The 17,819-nt window shown below is 63.9% G+C and carries 19 protein-coding genes; 5 read left to right on the top strand and 14 right to left on the bottom strand.

Translation table 11 applies throughout. The annotated features are described in order from the left end of the window. A partial coding sequence (locus QZ266_RS14930; RefSeq protein WP_295696553.1) for a hypothetical protein occupies positions 1 to 194 on the top strand: 194 nt, incomplete at its 5' end. Here the strand turns inward: QZ266_RS14930 and QZ266_RS14935 are convergent. Both QZ266_RS14935 and QZ266_RS14940 read right to left on the bottom strand, forming a co-directional pair. After that, the gene (locus QZ266_RS14935; protein ID WP_295696555.1) at positions 175 to 1,350 is read right to left on the bottom strand and encodes a hypothetical protein; all 1,176 of its coding nucleotides are present in this window, start codon (positions 1,348 to 1,350) and stop codon (positions 175 to 177) included. The genes QZ266_RS14930 and QZ266_RS14935 overlap by 20 nt on opposite strands. Continuing rightward, a complete protein-coding gene (locus QZ266_RS14940) occupies positions 1,350 to 2,705 on the bottom strand; it encodes an FAD-dependent oxidoreductase (protein WP_295696557.1) in 1,356 nt (451 codons plus the stop codon). The genes QZ266_RS14935 and QZ266_RS14940 overlap by 1 nt, the downstream gene beginning before the upstream one ends. A gap of 147 nt (positions 2,706 to 2,852) precedes the next feature. Here QZ266_RS14940 and QZ266_RS14945 point away from each other — a divergent pair, with 147 nt between their 5' ends. The 3 genes from QZ266_RS14945 to QZ266_RS14955 all read left to right on the top strand — a co-directional run bounded on the left by QZ266_RS14945 (position 2,853) and on the right by QZ266_RS14955 (position 5,418). Beyond that, the gene (locus QZ266_RS14945; protein ID WP_295696559.1) at positions 2,853 to 3,455 is read left to right on the top strand and encodes a DUF1134 domain-containing protein; all 603 of its coding nucleotides are present in this window, start codon (positions 2,853 to 2,855) and stop codon (positions 3,453 to 3,455) included. Beyond that, positions 3,455 to 3,973 (top strand): GNAT family N-acetyltransferase, encoded by a 519-nt coding sequence (locus QZ266_RS14950; protein ID WP_295696561.1) that lies wholly within the window; start codon positions 3,455 to 3,457, stop codon positions 3,971 to 3,973. Before QZ266_RS14945 ends, QZ266_RS14950 begins: the two co-directional genes overlap by 1 nt. 116 nt (positions 3,974 to 4,089) lie before the next feature. Then, positions 4,090 to 5,418: a hypothetical protein gene (locus QZ266_RS14955; RefSeq protein ID WP_295696563.1), complete on the top strand. Its 1,329-nt coding sequence runs from the start codon at positions 4,090 to 4,092 to the stop codon at positions 5,416 to 5,418. A 5-nt stretch (positions 5,419 to 5,423) separates the two neighbouring features. On the opposite strand, the gene QZ266_RS14960 is transcribed toward QZ266_RS14955, so the two are convergent. Beyond that, positions 5,424 to 5,852: a helix-turn-helix domain-containing protein gene (locus tag QZ266_RS14960; RefSeq protein ID WP_295696565.1), complete on the bottom strand. Its 429-nt coding sequence runs from the start codon at positions 5,850 to 5,852 to the stop codon at positions 5,424 to 5,426. A 72-nt stretch (positions 5,853 to 5,924) separates the two neighbouring features. Here QZ266_RS14960 and QZ266_RS14965 point away from each other — a divergent pair, with 72 nt between their 5' ends. After that, entirely contained in the window at positions 5,925 to 6,629 is a 705-nt protein-coding gene (locus tag QZ266_RS14965; RefSeq protein ID WP_295696567.1) for a cation transporter, read from the top strand. On the opposite strand, the gene QZ266_RS14970 is transcribed toward QZ266_RS14965, so the two are convergent. The 11 genes from QZ266_RS14970 to QZ266_RS15020 form a co-directional block, all read right to left on the bottom strand. After that, positions 6,581 to 7,186 carry a hypothetical protein gene (locus tag QZ266_RS14970; protein ID WP_295696569.1) on the bottom strand — a complete coding sequence of 202 codons (606 nt, stop codon included), beginning with the start codon at positions 7,184 to 7,186 and terminating at the stop codon, positions 6,581 to 6,583. The genes QZ266_RS14965 and QZ266_RS14970 overlap by 49 nt on opposite strands. 23 nt (positions 7,187 to 7,209) lie before the next feature. Beyond that, complete coding sequence (locus tag QZ266_RS14975; protein WP_295696571.1) at positions 7,210 to 8,562, bottom strand: peptidoglycan-binding protein; 1,353 nt, start codon at positions 8,560 to 8,562, stop codon at positions 7,210 to 7,212. Positions 8,563 to 8,746: 184 nt separating this feature from the next. Next, the gene (locus tag QZ266_RS14980) at positions 8,747 to 9,361 is read right to left on the bottom strand and encodes a nucleotidyltransferase family protein (protein ID WP_295696573.1); all 615 of its coding nucleotides are present in this window, start codon (positions 9,359 to 9,361) and stop codon (positions 8,747 to 8,749) included. Between the two features lie 2 nt (positions 9,362 to 9,363). Beyond that, positions 9,364 to 11,763: a phenylalanine--tRNA ligase subunit beta gene (gene pheT / locus QZ266_RS14985; RefSeq protein ID WP_295696575.1), complete on the bottom strand. Its 2,400-nt coding sequence runs from the start codon at positions 11,761 to 11,763 to the stop codon at positions 9,364 to 9,366. Positions 11,764 to 11,793: 30 nt separating this feature from the next. After that, complete coding sequence (locus QZ266_RS14990) at positions 11,794 to 12,402, bottom strand: hypothetical protein (RefSeq protein ID WP_295696576.1); 609 nt, start codon at positions 12,400 to 12,402, stop codon at positions 11,794 to 11,796. Between the two features lie 7 nt (positions 12,403 to 12,409). Then, positions 12,410 to 13,492 (bottom strand): phenylalanine--tRNA ligase subunit alpha, encoded by a 1,083-nt coding sequence (pheS, locus tag QZ266_RS14995; protein WP_295696578.1) that lies wholly within the window; start codon positions 13,490 to 13,492, stop codon positions 12,410 to 12,412. 520 nt (positions 13,493 to 14,012) lie between these two features. After that, entirely contained in the window at positions 14,013 to 14,369 is a 357-nt protein-coding gene (gene rplT / locus QZ266_RS15000) for a 50S ribosomal protein L20 (RefSeq protein WP_295696580.1), read from the bottom strand. Between the two features lie 30 nt (positions 14,370 to 14,399). After that, a complete protein-coding gene (gene rpmI, locus QZ266_RS15005) occupies positions 14,400 to 14,600 on the bottom strand; it encodes a 50S ribosomal protein L35 (protein WP_295696582.1) in 201 nt (66 codons plus the stop codon). A 147-nt stretch (positions 14,601 to 14,747) separates the two neighbouring features. Then, positions 14,748 to 15,200, bottom strand: coding sequence for a MerC domain-containing protein (locus QZ266_RS15010; RefSeq protein WP_295696585.1), 453 nt, complete (start codon positions 15,198 to 15,200; stop codon positions 14,748 to 14,750). A gap of 174 nt (positions 15,201 to 15,374) precedes the next feature. Further along, entirely contained in the window at positions 15,375 to 17,147 is a 1,773-nt protein-coding gene (locus QZ266_RS15015; RefSeq protein ID WP_295696586.1) for a hypothetical protein, read from the bottom strand. 25 nt (positions 17,148 to 17,172) lie between these two features. Next, positions 17,173 to 17,649, bottom strand: coding sequence for a peptidase S1 (locus QZ266_RS15020; RefSeq protein ID WP_295696588.1), 477 nt, complete (start codon positions 17,647 to 17,649; stop codon positions 17,173 to 17,175). Positions 17,650 to 17,819: the final 170 nt, after the last annotated feature.

Below are 17,819 nucleotides of genomic sequence, written 5' to 3' on the forward strand. Positions count from 1 at the left end.
TGGGTCTGGGGAGCGATTTGCAGCGCGAAACCTGGCTGAGCCATGCTCTGGCTGGTCGCCCTGGCGCATCCGACGCCCTCTCTGGCGCCACGGCCTTGTTGCGCGGCCGGGCTGGGGAGTTGGGGTCCAACGACGCCAAAATCCAGGTGACGGCCGACGAGGCCGGGATGAGGGTCAGGCCGACGGTGCGTTGATCTCGACGCTGGTTTTGCCATTTGTTTCGGCGAGGCCGTGATCATCCCAGGCTTCAATCAGCGCCTCGGCCACATCATGACGCCCGGCTTCCACGGCCGAGAAGATATGCGTTTCCGCAGCGGCGATGCGGGCGCGGACCTGCGCACGCGCATCCGGATCTGCGGCCATCCGGTCATGATGTGCCGCGCCTGACGGCCACACCTCCGCGCTGAGCAGGCTGGACGACCCCTCGAATGCAATCGGCCGGTAGAGCGAGACGCACGGCGTCTTGGTACCGGTCATCGTGATCGCCGGGGCGACACCCGGCATCAGGCGCACCAGCAGCGAGTTGGTCGTGTGGCTGGGACGAAGGAATTTGCCCAACATCCCCCCGCCATGATGAAGGCAGAGATCGCGATTGGACCCGCCCTCGAAACCATCGCCATGATCGTGCCGGCGCATGATGCGGGCCAGGGCCGCAAGGCTTGGCGCATCAAGCGCCTCGATCGCGGCCAGGGCACAGGCCCGCCGCTCTCGCGCGCGACCGAATTTCGGCTTCAGCCAGGTCTCATCCGTGGTCATGAAACCCTCGATCGGCGCACCTTCCGATGCCATGGTCACCGGCCCAGCCAGGGCATAGGCGTTCGAGATCGCAGCATGGGATGTCACGCGCTCCAGACGCCATTCGCGGCCGCAGGTTTCCAGCACCAGGATTTCGGCCGCGTCAGCGATCAGAAAGCTGTTGTCATAGCGAAACCCCTTGTCGCGCCAGCCGGCGGGGCCGCCCTGGCCATGGGTCTCCAGCAAATGGATGATGATCGCCGCTGCCTCGTGCGCCGAGCCGCCCCGCTCCAGACCCAGCCGTACCAGGTCCATGCCCAGCAAGGCCGCACCGCGCGTCATCACCCGGCGCGAGAAGACCGCCTCATTGCCGATCACCACCCCGGCCCCGTTCACACCCATTTCGGCGCCCCACATCCAGTCCGGACGCGAAAGGATGACCGCCTGACGGTCCGGCACCTGATCTATCTCGATATGGGTGCAGGCGAGTTTTTCACGGGTATCGCCCAACACTGCGGGATGACGCTCCACGCGCTGACTTTCACCGGGCTCGCGATCAGAATTCTTGGCAAACCAGACCGCGCCGGACCGGCGCAGGGCGATCGTGTCGCACATCAGCCCGCCCCCAGCGCGGCTCTGACTTCGCGCGCGGCCCGCTCGGCCGCTTCCAGCGCGCCTTCAAAATAGCCGTAATAGGCACTCGCCGTTTCGGTGCCCGCCATATGAACGGGCCCGATCGGGGTGCGCAGATAGGCGCCATGCCCGGTCCACACACCCGGCCCCATCAGCGCCGCATAGCACCCGCGCGACCAGACCTCGGAGGTCCAGTCCTGATCGACATAATCGATCGGGTATCGGGCCTGGTCTCCATAACAGGCAGCGAAAGCCTCAAGCACGGCAGCGCGGCGCTCGGCGGGATCGCGCCGCGCCCAGACGCGCGCCTGATCGCCCTCGATAAAGCCCAAGATGAGGCCCGCGGATTTGCCCGCTTCGGTATTGTCGAAGGTCACCCGCACATCCAGTTGCGGCGCGACAGCCTGGCCCGACAACCCCTGCTCGCGCCAGAACGGGCTCTCGTACTGGGCAACGCATTTGATGCAGGCTCCCGGCGGCATGCGCAGCCAGAGCCCGGCCTTGGCGGCAGGCAGGACCGGGTCCCAGTCGATCCGCATGGCCTGGTTCGGTGGCAGGGCGAGGATCGCGCGTCGCCCGGCAACCGGGCCGTCGGGCGTATCGACCTCGACCCCATCATCATTCCAGCGGATCCGCGAGACCGGCGTGGACAAGGACACCCGGTCGCCCAGCTCGGCGGCGATACGATCCGCCAGCCCGGCCATATTGCCATGCACCCGGTCCTGCTGCGCCCCGCCCGTGGTCGAAACAAGATTGTCCAGCGACGTGCCGGCGCGCGCGTAAAAGAGCCCGTGCAAGAGGGAGACTTCATGCGGTTCTGCGGCGAAAACGGCGCCGATGCCGACCGCGAAGACCTCAAAGGCGTCGCGCGTCCAGGCCTGGCGCCGCATCCATTCAGCCACGGTCATGCTGTCCCATTGCGCGGCGCGCGGATGGGTCCAGGGCGAGGCCGGGTCGATCTGCGCCGCGAGGGCGTCGAAACGGCGGGTCATCATGTGAAGATTGACCAGAACATGCGGTGCCAGTTTCGGGATCGTACCGCGATAGCGGGACAATCGCCCGCGATTGAGAAGCAGCCCGTCGCCCTCGTCGTGCAGCGGATAGACAGACTGCCCCATCGCATCGATCAGCTCATAGAGCCGGGTCTGACCGGGCCCGACCCATTGCCCGCCCACATCAACCGTATCGCCATTGGCAAAAGTGTGCGCCAGGGCCCTCCCGCCGACGCGGTCACGCGCTTCCAGTACACGGACATCATGGTCCGGCGCGAGCAAGTGCGCCGCTCGCAGTCCGGACAGGCCGGCTCCGATAATGATGGTGTCGTGTGTCCTGCCCATGCCCGAACCCTGCTCAGCGAATAACTCGAACGCGCTCATCATGGCACGGTCATCGGGCCGCGTTAACGAAGCCATAACCCTTTCGCCGCTCTGTCGCCCTATTCGCCTGTCACTCAGGCGGGACCTGTTTTGCCAATGGAGCTTTCCATGCGTGCCCTTGTGACTGTCCTCGCTGCCCTGACCTTCGGCATGCCCGCACAATTGTTTGCCCAGGATCAGCAGACCACCGATTACGGCCAGCCCAGCGAGTATTCCGACCCCGTTGAATCCTATTCCCAGGACGAAATCGTGGACGCGGTCTCCGACTTTTTCGGCGTAACGGCTGAAGCGGCGGCCAGTGCGCTCGAACGCGTCTTCTCCGATCTGGGTCGTCCGGTCGGCTATATTGCCGGCGAGGAAGTCGCCGGGGCGGCCGGTATCGGCCTGCGCTATGGCGAAGGCTATCTCACCCTGCGCGGCCTCAACGAGCGCCAGAAAGTCTATTGGCGCGGCCCCTCGATCGGCTTTGATGCCGGCGGAAATGCCAGCCGCGTCTTCGTGCTGGTCTATAATCTCGACGATGTGGATCGCCTCTATCAACGCTTCCCGGGCGTCGAGGGTACGGCCTATTTTGTGGCCGGCCTTGGTGTGAACTACCAGCGCGCAGACGATGTCACCCTCGCCCCGATCCGCTCGGGTGTCGGGCTGCGGGCGGGTGCCAATATCGGGTATCTGGCCTATTCGCGTCGTCGCGCCTGGCTGCCCTTCTGATGCAGATAAGGGCTTTCGAGGCCGGCGACGAAGCCGGCATTGATGGCCTGCTGAAGGCCGCCTTCCCGGGACCCGGCGAAGCGCGCCTTGTCACCGCCCTGCGCGCCGCCGATGCCGACACGCTCGAGCTGGTCGCCGAAGACCACGGTCGGATTGTCGGCACAGTCATGTTCTCTCCGGTGACCGCCCGTACCGCGGATGGCGAGGATGTGTTCGGCGTCGGACTGGGACCGGTCGCCGTCACCCCGGCGCATCAATCCCGCGGCATCGGTGTCGCCATGATCGAGGCCGGCCTGGATTATCTCACCACATTGGGCGTGCCCTGGTGCGTCTTGCTGGGAGAGCCCGACTATTATGCCCGCTTCGGTTTTGTGCCTGCGGCGACCTGGAACTGGTCCTGGGCCGGAGATCCGGACGGACACTTCGCCTCTGCCTTTCAGGTCAAGGCGCTGAATGGCGCACCCGCCGATGGCCGGGTCGCGGTCGCGCATTACCACGCCGCATTCCTGGGTGTCTGATCCGGCTGAAGCGGGACGTCATGGTCCGCGCATCCCCCTTTTACCGACGCGAGTGAGAATGCCATACTTCCCACTGTGATTGTGGTGGCCTTGCGCCGCCGAGTGGAGGGGAGTTCATGAGCGGCATCATCCTGTTGGCCAGCATTGGGGTTCTCTTTCTCCTCGCCCTTGCCCGCCAAATTCCGCTTCAGATCCTGGGCCGGCTTCTCAGCCCGGTTTCCCGGGCAACCGGCAAGCTGTTCGGCCTGAAGGCGCCACCGCGCGCCGGTCCCGGCACGATCCGGCCGGCCCATATGGGGCCCAGCGCCTGGGCGGCCCTGTCGCGGGCGGCTCGTGACAACACCGAAACCGAGACCGTCATGGGCGACGGGTTCGAGCATGAAAAATCCCATATGAACCGGAGCGGCCTGCTGTTTCACTGGTTGGCCGTGAAGGTGGGTTATATCCGCATTCCAGGCGAGCTGACGCCGGATGTGGCAGAGCAGTATTTCAAGCAGGGCCATGAATTTCTCAATGGCCGCGTGAAAATCTCCTCCAATCCGCAAAATCTCTATGAAGACGAGGAAGGCGCGCTGATCGCCAGCTATTTCCCGATCGATCACGGTGCACTCTACCTGCTCAACACGATGCGCAGCACCATCAACTCCAATGTGCGCAAGCTGACCGTCGTCTTCTCGACCATCATCGCCTTCGTGCTGGTCATAAACCTGCTCTACAATGACGGCTCACTGATCGACCTGCATGGCATGCTGGGCCTGACCGGCGCGCTCGCGCTCGGCCCGCTGCAAATGGCGCCCAGCGACATCAATCAGGCGCTCTTCGGCGCCCTGTCGACCCTGGGCGGCGCCTTCTTGATGTGGATCATCTATTTCGTCGAATACGTGCCCTATCAGCGCAATAATTTCCGCGAATTGTCCAATTTCATCACGCGCTATCTGGCCCGGCTGAACGACCATTTCCGCACGGCCGCCGGTCAGGCCAAGTCCGTGACGGTCGGGCAGGAAACAGACGCCAACAAGGTTTCCCAGGCCGCGCGCCAATGGCACACCAATGTCCTGTGGATCGCCATGCGGATCTTCTTTCTCGAGAGCTTCGTGCGGAACATCATGTTCCAGATGCTGCGCAATTCCGGCTATTATCTGGTCTTCGTGCCCGTGCTCTTTCTTGCCGTCATGGCAGGGTTGAACATCGCCCTGGTCGAGCTGACCGGATTCGATGCCGGCGCCCGCCTGACCGATCTCGGTCTCGTCTTTGTCCTGCTCTTCGTCAGCCTGCTGGTCATCTATGCCGTCTTCCTGCGCCGCTCGATGATGAGCATTGACGAGATCAACCAGGATGAATGGATCGGCTTCGACAGCCTGCTGCTCGAGAATGTCCTCGGCGAGATCGTCGGCAAATATGCCGAGGATGTCGGCTATTGGAAGAACCGGATGGGGCGCGGCTAGCGCCGTTACGGCCGGGCATGATCACCGTCGCACAGGCCGTGATCTGACAGGGTCTGGATCACATGGCACTCATCCACGACGCCGTGGGAGCATTGCGCCACCATGCGCTTCAACTCCTTGCGGACCGCCCGCAATCCCGCAAGGCGTCGCTCGACATCGGCCAATTGCTGGCGGGCGATCCGGTCGGCAGCGTCACAGGAACGGTCCGGCTGGCGAGACAGGCCCTGCAGGGCGCGCAGGTCATCCAGGCCAAAACCCAGATCGCGACCATGCCGGATGAAACGCAATTGCTGCAGATGCGCCGCCCCGTAACGCCGCTGGCCTCCGGGTGAGCGTGCCGGTTCGTCCAGCATGCCGATGGACTCGTAATAGCGAATGGTCGGGACCTTGACCCCGGTTTGCCGCGACAGGGCCCCGATAGACAAATCTGACATCACCCCTTGAACCTCCAGTCGCTAGAGGGATTAGGGTAGAGGTTATCGGATGGGAAAGGGCGAGGACAGAGCATGTCAGCCGGATGTTGCGACGATCAGGAATTCGACGGCAGTTCGCCGGCCTTCAGGCGCGCCCTGTGGGTCGTTATTGCCATCAATGCGGTGATGTTCGCGGTCGAGATGCTGGCCGGCGCCGCCGCTCGGTCCCAGGCACTCAAGGCCGATGCCCTCGATTTTGCCGCCGACGCAGCGACTTACGGCTTGTCGCTCTATGTGATCGGGAAGCCGGCCACCTGGCGCGCCAATGCGGCCCTCATCAAGGCCGGCAGTCTGATGGCGATAGGCATGTCCATTCTGGCTCTGGCAATCTGGCGGACGCTTTTCACCGTTCAGCCCGAGGCCGGTCTGATGGGGTCGATCGCGGTCCTGGCCCTCATTGCGAATGGGGCGAGCGTGCTGATCCTGATGCGTTGGCGTGACGGCGATGCCAATGTCCGGTCGGTCTGGCTGTGCTCGCGCAATGACGCCATCGGCAATGTTGCTGTCCTGGCCTCGGCCGGTCTTGTCGCCTGGACGGCGACGCCATGGCCGGACCTTGCCGTCGCGGTGCTGATGGCCGGCCTGTTCACCTCATCGGCGATCCAGATCCTGCGGCAGGCCCTGGCCGAGCGCGGGGCAAACCGTGACCACGCGCACGTCCCTGTCGATGCCCATCACCATGCCGGCGGTCAATGTCCGTCAGTGGAGAAGACCGAGCCGATCGTTTCGTCGGACTGACGCGGATGCGGCGCATGACGCCGGGCCTCGCTGCGATGACTCGTGGGCCGACAATCAGTGCAGCCGGAGGCGATGCGTTCGCGCACCGCAGCAAGGCTCTCCGAGAGATCGTGGAAGCGGTCCTGGCCATCATGCCAGAGCGCGGCCGTATCCTGGCAGGCGCCCTCCTGGAAATCATTCTCTTCCAGGCAGCGATTATAGGTCCGGCAGGACGCGGTGGCGAAACGGTAGGACGCGTCCAGATCGGTCTCGAAAGCGGCGATGATTTCCTGCGTGCGGGTGTCGGCGACATTGGCCCCGGTCGTCGCTTCGGCATTGATGGCCTGGCGATACCCGTGCACTTCCTCCAGCATCGCAAGGCGTTGCTCGGCCAGGGTATCGACCAGGCACATGGCGATGGCCGGGCTGACCGTATCCGGCGGCGGCGGAGGCGGGGCGCGATGGATCACGGGCGGCGGCGCAGGGCGCTGACCGGATGTGTGTTCGCCGCAGGCGGCCAGCGCGGTGGCGGAGACAAGCATCATCATCACTGTCTTCGTGGTGGTCATCATCGTCATCTTTCTCCATCCAGCCCTGCCGCCTATTCGACCGCCGGCTGACCTCCGTCCATGGCGGCCTGGTAACAACCGGGCTGGTCCAATTCAGTGCCGTTGGAACGGCGCATCTCGTCGACCCGTCTCTGCCAGGCGAGATAGAAGCGGTCGCCGTTTTCCTCCGCCTCCGTCATCAGCGCCTCGGATATCCGGCTCCAGCGGGCGCTTGGCTCACCGGAGACCCCGACGACACTGCGCAGCCGTCGGGCCCGGTCATGACCCAGATCGGCAGCCCGGCGCAGATAGCTGTCGGCCCGCTCCGGGCTCTCGACAATGCCGCACAGGCGATAGCTGCCCTGAACGGTCCCGGTGCCGTACATCACGGCGAGATTGAAATTGGCGCCGGGATGGCCGCGCTCGGCAGCGGTTTCCAGCCATTCCAGCGAGGTATCGATATTCTGCTCGAGACCCAGACCGGTCGCGAACATGATACCGAGCAGGTTCTGGGCATGGGCATCACGAGCGGTGAGCGCCGCATGGCAGGCCAGGGTCACGGTCTCGGCCGGTGTCAGGACACCGGTCAGGTCGAAGCCGAGATCGCTCTGGAAATCGCGCACCGAGCGGCGGGTCATCGGACCATAGCTGCCGTCGATCTCGCCATTGTAATAGCCCAGAGCGGCCAGCGCGCGCTGGCGCAGGGCCAGCTCGATGATATCGCCGTCATCCTCTGTCTGATCAAAGCCATAGGCGATACGGGACAGGCTTTGCGGGGTCGTCGGGCAGGACCGTTCCAGCACCGCGGCCTGCAGGCGTTGATGGGCCACAAGAGACGCCTGGGCTCCGCCGACCGAGGAGCCGATCAGGAGGGCTTCATCCCAGGCGGCCCGGGCCTCGTCGATGCGACCGACGGCCTGATAGGCGTCGCCAATGCGCAACCAGCAGCGGGCAATCGCGGCATCATCAATGTCATAGCTCTCGGGCGAACAGATCCGCTCGCCCGGATCACGGGCGAAGACGGTTGGTCGCGTGATCGGGCGCCCCTGGGTCGAGGAACCGGGACCCGCCACACCGGTAGAAATGCTGAGACCAGTGTCCGGCCCGCTTCCTGTCCCCGCGCGCACATTGGGCGGGTGGTCGGGATAATTGGTCGATCCGGTCGGACCGGTCTGGGCGGTGTTGGAGACCTGACCCGGCGGGGCCGTTCGAGACGGCGGCGTGGCCGCAGTCCGGCGCTGGTCGCCGAAGGGCCACCATCCGCCATCGGCCTCCGGACAATACTGGCCCGAACAATAACCGGCATCATAGGCGCGGGCATGTGTGAAACCGAGCACGACGACAAGTCCGATCAGGACCAGAATCGTCGCGGCGGCCTGAGCCAGCAAGGCGGTCACACGCTCCATGTCCGGATCATACTCCCCCAGGCCGCGGCCCGGTACTGGCGTTAAGGTCTGCTTAACTACCCTAGCGGTTGCACCGGCGCTCCGCCATACGCCTCACGCGCGATTGAGCAAAAAACCGCTTCGAGGGAGATGATTTGGGCCTGACAATCCCCTGATGGTTGAACTGTCAGAGGCAGAGTTCGCGTCACACGGGAGCTGGCAGGAATTCCAGCTCCGGCCAGAGCGAAGCCTGTTCTGCAATCTTCCGATTCCAGGCGTCCGGACCGGCCAGACCGGCAGCAGGGCGAATCGTTTGCGCGAAAACCGGGTCCAGGCCGAAGGGGGCCAGCAATTCCGGTCGGCCATCGCGATCCAGCCGGATGGCAATGGCATGGGTGAGCGACGCGAAATGGCGCAGGGCGTCAGTGGTATCGCGAAGTGGCGTCCGGTCAGTGCCGTATTGGGCGTTGAACCAGAGATGGACACGGGCCTGATTGCAGACCTCCACCGGAACCGGCAGGTCCGCAAACGCCGCCTCGGCCGGGCCGACGACAGCAGCCTCGGCCCCGGCACTCAGATCACTGGCGTCAAAATAGGCGAGATCATAATCATTGATGCCATGCCCGGCCGGGCGCCCGGTCATCGTGTTCCAGACAGCCTTGTAGACGGCCCCGGCCATCAGCGCCCAGTCGGGGAGGCCAAGCCTGTGCGCACGATCGAGCACGGTCCGTGCCAGCGGGTCGGCCATCACGGCCGCGATCACATAATCGGCCCGGTCTGCCTCGTTCGGGACCAGCCAGCGATGCGCAGCCGCGGGCATGATCAACCGCGCAAGCTGGCGCCGGTCGCTTTTTCGACCTTGTCGATGATGGACTGGCCGATCACCTCGATTTCCTTCTCGGTCAGCGTCTTGTCGCGCGGCTGCAGCGTCACCTCGATGGCCAGCGAGACCTGACCCTCGGGCACGCCCTTGCCGTCATAGACGTCAAACACGCAGACATCGGAGATCATCTGCTTGTCGGCCCCGCGCGCCGCCCGGACCAGCGTGTCAGCGGTCACGGCCTTGTCGACCAGGAACGCGTAATCACGCCGCACAGGCGTCAGATCGGCCCGGTCAAGCTGGGCCCGCGCCTTGAGGCCGGAGGCCTTCTTGGGCTTGGGAATAGTGTCGAGGACGACCTCGAACGCCAGAACCCGGCCATCAATATCCAGCGCCTTGAGCACGGCCGGATGAATCTCGCCAAATTCGGCCATCACATTCTTCGGGCCCAGACGCATGACGCCGGACCGGCCCGGATGCCACCAGTCCCGCGCGTCGGCGGCGACCTGCAGACTGTCAACGGGCCCACCGGCAGCGGCCAGGGCGGCCATGGCATCGGCCTTGGCATCAAAGATGTCGGGTTGGCGCGTCCCGGCCCAGTGACGCCCCGCCTCGACGCGCCGCACACCGGTCGCGACCAGGCGCTGCCCCTTCGGCGTATCATCGAGATAGATCGGTCCGACCTCGAACAGGCGCGGATCGTCCTGACCCTTGTCGGCATTGCTCTGCAGGGCGGTCAGAAGGTGGACAAGCGCAGTCGGGCGCATGACATCAAGCTCGGAGGAAATCGGATTCTCCAGCTCCAGCCCGTCGCCATGACCGCCAAACAGCTTGGCCTGGCCGGACTGGCAGAAGGACCAGGTCACGGCTTCGGAATAGCCGCGGCCCGCGAGGGCGCGGCGGGCATGACGGGCCCGCAGCTGCATCACGGTCGCCGGCGCTTCCCGGCGAACCGGCGGGCGCGGCAGGGAGACAGCGTCCAGCTTGTCAAACCCGTGAATGCGCGCGACCTCCTCAACGAGGTCAGCCTTTTGCGAGCAATCCATGCGCCAGCTCGGCACGCCGACCATCAGGACATCGCCCTCGCCCTTTGGCGCAAAGCCCAGAGTTTCCAGGATGCGAATGATCTCGGCACGCGGCAGGTCGAGCCCGGTGAGGCGTTTGACCTCGGAGATCGGGAATTCGATATCAGCCGGCGCCGCGGGTGTTTCACCCACGACCAGCGTCTCGGAGGCTTCGCCGCCGCAATATTTCAGGACCAGCTCGGTGGCCTGTTCGATCCCGGCCTTCGGAGAGGCCGGGTCGACGCCGCGTTCGAACCGGTATTTGGCATCGCTGTCGATCCCGGTCGCCCTGGCCGTCGCGCGGGTTATCAGCGGGTCGAACCAGGCGCTTTCGATGAAGACATCCGTGGTCTCGGAGGAGACGCCGGAATACGCGCCACCGATAATGCCGCCAAAGCCGAGGCAATGGGTGTCATCGGCAATCACGCACATATCCTCGCCGGGCACATAGTCCTTGTTGTCGAGCGCTTCGAACCGGTCGGCCTCGCCCTTGCCACGGCGGGCGCGGATCGGGCCGTCCAGCTTGGCCAGATCATAGACGTGCAGCGGGCGGCAGCGATCATAGGAGATCATGTTGGTGATGTCGGCGAGGAAGTTGATGGGACGCTGGCCGATCGCCTTCAAAGCCTTTTTCAGCCAGTCCGGGCTCTCACCATTCCTGACGCCGCGAATGACGCGGCCGGCATAGACCGGGCAGATATCGGCAGCATCCAGCTTGATCTCGACCGGACAGGGGTAGCTGCCGGGAATGTCCTCGATCTCATGGGTCTTCAGCGTGCCGATACCGGTCGCGGCGAGATCACGGGCAATGCCGCGCACACTCAGCCAGTCGGGACGGTTGGGCGTGACTTCGAAATCGAGAACGGGATCGGCCTGTCCCAGCGCGACCACCGCCGGCGTGCCGACATCGAAGGGCTCGGGCAGATCGATGATGCCGTCATGATCCTCGCCGAGTTCCAGCTCCTTGGCCGAACACATCATGCCTTGGCTCTCGACACCGCGGATCTTGCGCGGCTTCTTGTCGAGCGAGAAATCGAGTCCGGGGATGTAAGCCCCCAGCGGCGCGTAGATCGCATACATCCCGGTCCGCGCATTGGGCGCGCCGCAGACAATCTGCTTGGTGCCGTCGACCGTCTCCACCGTGCAAACCCGCAGCTTGTCGGCATCGGGATGCGGGACCGCTTCGGTGACATGGCAGACCGAGAATTTCGCAAACCGCTCAAGCGGGTTGTCGATATGCTCGATCTCCAGACCGGCCATGGTCATCGCCTCGGCGATCTCGTCCAGCGTGGCTTCAGTCTCGAGGTGGTATTTCAGCCAGGAAAGCGGGAATTTCATCGTCGGCTCCTGCCGTTACAAGACGGCGCGTTATTCAGCTTGCTGGTCCGAACCAGCCAGGAAAGGTTCCGCTCCGTAGAGCTCGAAAATATCTGCCTCGGGACGCGGACATTGCTCGACCCGTCGCCGGTCGGCGCGCTGCACCGAGGCCATCCAGCACCGATCGAAAACCGAGCAATAGCAGACAACGGCATCCCAGCGCTCCCATTCAACGAAGAGCGCGGTCAGGGCGCTTGGCGCGACGTCGGATGTGGGCCAGCTCACTTCAAGGGGCACCACCATCTCGCCCGGTGCGAGCGCCCGGCCCGTCATATTGTTCCAGGACCGGTCCTCGACACCCGTTGGCATCGAGGCAAACATGCCGTCCAGACTGTCCGCCGCCACGCCGTCGCGTGTCACCAAGACGCTTTCGACGAAGGCTGGCCCGACGCCGTTATTGGCGACACGCAGCCCCATGACGACTCGATCGCCCCCGGTCTGCGTGAAAGCGTCGACCTGGACAGCCGGCACCACGGCCCCATGCTGCTGCGCCCGCATCACCCGGCCCTGGTCCCAGGCCACAAACAGTGCCGCGACGCCCACAAGCATCGCGCCGATCCCGGTCAGGGTCTGGTGGTTATTTGTGAGCCAGCGCCACATGATCCGATCAGCTCAACCCCGTCGCCAGGTTTGCCTGCAGCAGCGGGCTGAAGCCGTAATGCGCCATCCAGCGGACGTCGGAATTGAAGAAGTCGCGCAGGTCGGGCGCGCCGTATTTGAGCATGGCGAGACGATCGACGCCCATGCCAAAGGCGAAGCCCTGGTATTCGTCCGGGTCGAGGCCGCAATTGCGGATGACATTCGGGTGGACCATGCCGCAGCCGAGAATTTCCATCCACTTGTCGCCGGAGCCGACCTTCACCGCGTCACCGACGCGCTCATAGCGCACATCCATCTCGGCCGACGGTTCGGTGAAGGGGAAGTGGTGCGGGCGGAATTGTGCTTCCACCTGGTCGGTCTCGAAGAAGGCGGCGATGAAGTCCATCAGCGTGCCCTTGAGGTGACCCATATGGGTTTCCTTGTCGATCACCAGGCCCTCGACCTGGTGGAACATGGGCGTGTGGGTCTGGTCCCAGTCGCAGCGATAGACACGACCCGGCGCGATGATGCGGATCGGCGTCTTGCCTTCCAGCATGGTGCGGATCTGCACCGGCGAGGTGTGCGTGCGCAGGACCTTGCGCATGCCGTCCGCGTCCGGCTTCATGAAGAAGGTGTCCTGGGTGTCGCGGGCCGGGTGACCTTCGGGGAAATTCAGGGCCGTGAAATTGTGGAAGTCGTCCTCGACGTCCGGACCTTCAGCAACCGCAAAGCCCATATCGGCGAAGATCACGGCCAGCTCTTCCATCACCTGGGTGATCGGATGCAGGGATCCGGTCGGGCCGGGACGCACAGGCAGGGTGACATCGACCGTCTCGCTGGCCAGGGCCGCATTGAGGGCCGCAGCTTCCAGATCAGACTTGCGCGCCTCGATGGCCTCATTGAGCCGGGTCTTGAGACCATTGAGCGCCGGGCCCATCACCTGACGTTCTTCCGGGCTCATCTTGCCCAGCTCGCGCATCATCAGCGACACCGAGCCCTTCTTGCCCAGCGCCGCAACGCGCACCGCGTCCAGCCCGGCCTCATCGGTCGCGCCATCGATCTGGCTGCGGACCTCGGCTTCAAGCGTGTCGAGATTGGAAATGTCAGTCATGTCGTGTCGTCCCATACGGTCGGGAAGGATTTAGCGGCTGGGGTTTTGTGTGTCGACCGGGAGTGACGGCTGGGGGGCAAATAGGTCCTCGCCCTTGATGGGCGAGGTGGATCGCCGCGCAGCGGCGAGACGGAGTGGGTGACGGTCCGTCAGGATTAGAACGCTGACGCGTTTCACCCGATCCGACCCGACGCTGCGCGCCGGCCCACCTTCCCCATCAAGGGGAAGGACCTACTAGGCTGATCCGTCTAGTAGCCTTCGTCGGGCCGACTTCAATCTGGCCTGGTAGTCTGCTTGAAATGGCTCTGACAGCTGCGCTTCAAGCGAACAGACGACATGATCAACAATGATCGCATCCGCTTCCGCGGGTTACGGCGACAGGGCTTGCAGCAGCTCGAACAGCACCAAGGCCTGATCTTGGTCAAGGTCAATCTGGACCGTCATCGCATTCCTCTCAGTCTAAAAAAGGCCCGCCAACTTCGCGCTGGCGGGCCTCTTCGAAATTCGATGTTCCAGGCGTTTAGCCCAGAGCGGCGCGTGCCTGATCGACCAGGGCCTTGAAGGCATCCGGCTCGTGCATGGCGATGTCGGCGAGGACCTTGCGGTCGACTTCGATGCCAGCCTTGTTCAGACCGTTCATGAAGACCGAATAGGTCATCTCATACTGGCGTGCGCCGGCATTGATGCGCTGGATCCAAAGCGCGCGGAAGCTGCGCTTCTTGGCGCGGCGGTCGCGATAGGCGTACTGGCCGGCCTTTTCCACGGCCTGGACGGCAACGCGGAAAGTATTCTTGCGGCGGCCGTAATAGCCCTTGGCTTTCTTGATGACTGACTTGTGGCGTTTAGCGGTCGCCGGTCCGGACGTAACTCGAGACATGTCTAAGTGCTCCTACTCGGTGCCAGCGGCCTAAAGGCCGTTCGGGAGGTATTTTTTCACGATCTTGGCGTCCTGGGGTGACAGGGTCACCTGGCCGCGCTTGTTGCGGATCTGCTTGGGAGTCCGCTTGATCATGCCATGGCGCTTGCCGGTCTGGCCCGCCTTGATCTTACCCGTGGCAGTGAGCTTGAAGCGCTTTTTTGCGCCGCTCTTCGTCTTCATCTTCGACATTTTCATCTCCTTTGCAGGACGCCCGGAAGCGTCCGGTGGATGGTTCAGCCAGCGGGCATGTCGAATAAGGCCCGGTTGGCTGGTGTTGGAAGCGGGGGTTTATACGCGCAATACGCCTGATTGCAAGCGGTCTTGCGAGTCGTCGTGTCAGTGATCGTGGTCGTCACATAGGCCGCAATCGCGCGCATGGACATGACCGGCGCGGGCCCGGCTGCGCCAATTGGCGAAATGCGCTCCGGCCAGAATGGTGACACCCGCCAAGGTCAGCAGCGTTTCGATATTGCGATCAAACAGGTGCGAGGCGCCCGTCGCCATCAGGCCAAGGCCCAGCAGCCCGGTCAGCAGGATCGGCCAGCCCGCGCCCGTGGTCCGGACACTCCAGCCCAGACCGATCAGCGAGACCGGTGCGGCAATGGCCAGCAGGATGAGGTGCCAGTCATGGCTCAGACCGAATAATTCACCCGCCTCGGGCACCAGCATCGGCGTCGCCGCAGCGGCCGCCGGCAGGAAGAGGCAATGCGCAATGCACAGCGCGGACAGGCCAACGCCTGTGGCGTCCAGCTTGCTACGGTGATCAGCGATGGGGCGATTGTTCGACATGGTGTGTCCGGGCTCGATGTCGGAATGATATAGTATAACATTCACGGCTTGCCTAGGACCGAACTGCGCTCGACGGCGCTTTTCTTGCGGAACCCGAACATCCGGCAATGAAGCCGGAACGAGAAAGGGCGACCCAAGCGGGCCGCCCTTCCTGATCCCCGCGCGCTGCGCGGCTTATTCTTCGTAGAAACCGAGTTCGGAGATGGCCAGAACGGCATCCGCCGGTCCGCCTTCGGAATAGGTTCCGACCCAGATATCATACACCCCGGCCCGCGGTTCGGCAAAATGAACGCCCGGATTGAAATTGCCGGCACCATCATCATTGCAGTACCAGCTGCCATCCGGACCATTGATCACGATGGTCGTGTCGCGATCGGATACCGCAGAGATATAGAGGTCCAGAGCGCCCGGCTCGAATGTCAGTTCGAAATCGGGAGCCTCGGTGACAAAACCCCGGCAGGACGAATCCGCCGCGACTTCAGCCTCCAGATCACCACCCGCCATCAGCTCAACCAGATAGGGATCCGGAACAAAGCCACCGGTCAGGTCAACGCCACCGTAATTGGCCGGCAGGGTGAAATCGAGCGGATAGGCCGGTTCGAATCCACCGCCAAAGGCAAGTTCGGAGACATGCAGCGTCGCCGGGCCGCCATCATACTCGCCATATGTGCCGACCCAGACGTCGTAGCGACCCGATTGCGGGTTGTCGAAACGCAGGCCCGGATTCAGTTCACCGGCGCTGTCATCATCGCAGTGCCAGCTGCCATCCGGGGCATTCACCACCAGGGTGGCATCGCCGTCATAGGAGGCGGAGAGGTAGAGATCGAAATCCCCGGCCTGGTAGTCCAGATCGAAATCCGGTGCGCTGTCGACCCAGCCGCGGCAATAGCCGGTCTCGACATCGTCGCCGACGGCCTCATAGACGTCGACGCCGCCGCCAGCCATCACCGGGACATTATACGGGTCCGGTATGAATCCGGCCTGCAAGGCCGCGGAACCCGATTGGGAGGGCAGGGAAAAGTCGAGCACGGCCGGCTCGTCAATATTGCCCAGGAAACCCAGCTCGGACACATAGACTGTCGCCGGCACATAGGCGCCCGAGGAGTAGCGCGCGGTCCAGACCGCATAGCGGCCCGGCAGCGGATCGCGAATCTGCACGCCCGGATTCAGGTTTTCTGCGCTGTCATCATCGCAATGCCAGTCGCCATCAGGTCCCTGGATCGCGAGCGTGGTGTCACTCTCGGCTTCCATGGAGATATAGAGGTCGAACGTCTCGCTGCCGGCATAATCGACCCAGAGGTCGGGTGCCCGGTCCACATTGCCCCAGCAAACGCCGTAATTGCCGAGCTCGAGCTCGCCACCGGCCTCAACCGCTATGGTGCGCGGATCGTCAGCGAAGCCTTCGCTCAGGCTCAGCGTGCCGTATTGCGGGGCCATATTGGCGCTCGGCGCCTGCGAGTAGGGGTTGCTGTCATCGAAGCCGAGCTCGGAGATGTGCAGCATGGCGGGCGAATATCCACCGCCGGACCCATAGGTTCCGACCCAGATATTATAGACGCCGCTTTGCGGATCCACGAACATCATGCCAGCGTTCAGACCGAAGCCCGAGCCGTCATCATCACAATGCCAGCTGCCATCGGGTGCGTTGACCAGCAGAACAGTGTCCACATCCGCCGCGGCCGAGAGATAGAGATCATACCCGCCCGCATCATAATCGAGATTATAGGAGGGCTGGTAGCTGACATAACCCGGGCACCATTCCGAGGCGTCACTGGCCGGCATGGCCCCGCCGGCACGCAGGCCGATCGACACCGGGTCGGGTGTGAACCCGGAGCTCAGGGCTCCGGAGCCATAGGCGGGCGCAGCAGACGGGTCCTGCACGGCCTGAGCCGGTGCGATCGCCACGATGGCCGCAAGCGCGGCCCCTGTCATCAATTGCAACTTCATCTGTCTCTCCCCCAGGATTGAAGTGTCACTCGCTGTAAAGTTCGGAAATCGAAAGGCGGGCCGTCGCCGGGCCGGGCCCGATATGGCGTCCGACCCAAATGTCGTAATTGCCCGAGGCGGGCTCACCGAAGCGGATGGACGGATTGAGACCGCTGCCGCTGTCATCATCGCAATACCATTCACCGTCGGGCGCATTGACGATCAGCGTCATGTCCTGCTCGGCACTGGCCGACAGGATCAGCGGAAAGGGTCCGGCATTGTAATAGAGCGCGACATCCGGCTGCTCGCTGGCGACAAAGCCATGGCAGTCCGGCGCGCTCACGGTCGATGCATCGATACGCGCGTCCAGGACCAGGTCCACGGTGCGCGGGTCCGGCGTGAAGCCGGCCGACAGATAGAGATCGTCCCCGGCATCCTCACGGGCGGCCAGTGCCGAGCCACCACCAACCAGTACGGTCAGGGCGATGGCGGAAAGCAGGGCCGAGTACGGGGGCCGGTTCATACTGTCTCCATTCTTGTGAGCAGCGGCATCATCATCCGTCTGCCGCATCATTTGATCACGCTTCGAGTACGATATCATCAGAAATCCCCGGCGCTGAACATCATCTGAACGGGTGAGTCGCCTTTCCGGCACACTCGGGGCGGAAATCGTGCACCTGCCGAACCGAAATT

This window comes from uncultured Maricaulis sp., from assembly GCF_905480005.1.
In the GTDB taxonomy this organism is placed as follows: Bacteria; Pseudomonadota; Alphaproteobacteria; order Caulobacterales; family Maricaulaceae; genus Maricaulis.